This window comes from Sphaerisporangium sp. NPDC088356 (assembly GCF_040685555.1).
In the GTDB taxonomy this organism is placed as follows: Bacteria; Actinomycetota; Actinomycetes; order Streptosporangiales; family Streptosporangiaceae; genus Sphaerisporangium.
Window position 1 is genome coordinate 1 of record NZ_JBFBIK010000289.1, and the last position, 1,154, is coordinate 1,154.

General features: G+C 65.7%; 1 protein-coding gene. It reads right to left on the bottom strand.

The genetic code is table 11. The features are described 5' to 3' along the window. Positions 1–1,154, bottom strand: a 1,154-nt coding sequence (locus AB0O34_RS36990) for an alpha-L-fucosidase (RefSeq protein ID WP_363923690.1), incomplete at both ends; no start/stop codon positions are given.

A 1,154-nucleotide genomic window follows, 5' to 3' on the forward strand; every position in this document is an offset into this window, starting at 1 on the left:
GACTCGCCGAAGCGCTTGAGGTAGTCGCCGATGCCGAGCAGGACCGACCGCTGCCCGGAGGGGATGGTGCCATCGGCCATCGGCGCGATGTTGAGCAGCATGTTGCCGTTCTTGCTGACCCGGTCGATCAGCGAGTGCAGCATGGCGTTCAGCGAGTAGTAGCCGATGCCGACGGTGTAGCACCAGCTGGAGCTGGAGATGCTGTCGTCGGTCAGCCAGTAGGGGGTCTGGATGCCGGCCGGGCCGCCGCGCTCGTAGTCGAACACCTCGCCCCGGTTGTTGAACCCGTCCTTGTAGGTGGCGACGACGTCCTTGTTCCCGGAGACCGCCCGGTTGTAGTAGTACGACAGGAAGTCCAGCCGCCGGGACTCGGGGAGCTGGGTCAGGTTGAAGTCCTGCCAGATGACGTCGGGCTGGTAGCCGTCGATCACCTCGCGCAGCTTGTCGTACCACAGTTGCTGGTGGGCGGACGCGCCGAGCTGGCCGTACAGCTTCTTCAGCGAGTTCGTGGACTGCGTCGGCACCCACTGGTAGAACCCGGTGAAGTTGTAGGCGTGGTGCAGCGACACGATGAGCTTGAGGCCCTTGGCCCGGATGGCGTCGGCGTGCAGCCGCAGCAGGTCGAGCCGGGGTCCGGTGGCCACGGAGTTCCACTCGTTGACCTGGCTGTTCCACATGGAGTAGCCGTCGTGGTGCTCGGCCACCGGCCCGGCGAACCTGGCGCCGGCGTCGGCGAACAGCTGCGCCCACTCGTTGGGATCGAAGTTGCCGCCGGCGGACTTCAGCTTGGGCGCGAACTGCACGAAGTTACCCGCCTTGTCGCGGGCGCCGTTGATGAAGTTGTGGTACGGCCACACCGAAGGGTCACCGTAGACGCTCTTGTGGTGGTTGTTCTCATTCGACCCGTTGTTGTACATGTTGCGCGGGTACCACTCGTTGGCGTAGGCGGGGACGCTGAACACCCCCCAGTGGTAGTAGATGCCGAACTTGGCGTCCTGGAACCACTCGGCAGCCGGCGGATGCTGGTCGACCGAGGACCAGCTCGCGCTGTAACTCTGCGGACCTTCGGTCGCGAACGCCGGGCGGAACCCCAGCAGGCCTGAGGCCGCGACACCCCCGGCCCCGGCGAGCAGTGCGCGACGACTGAACTGGAA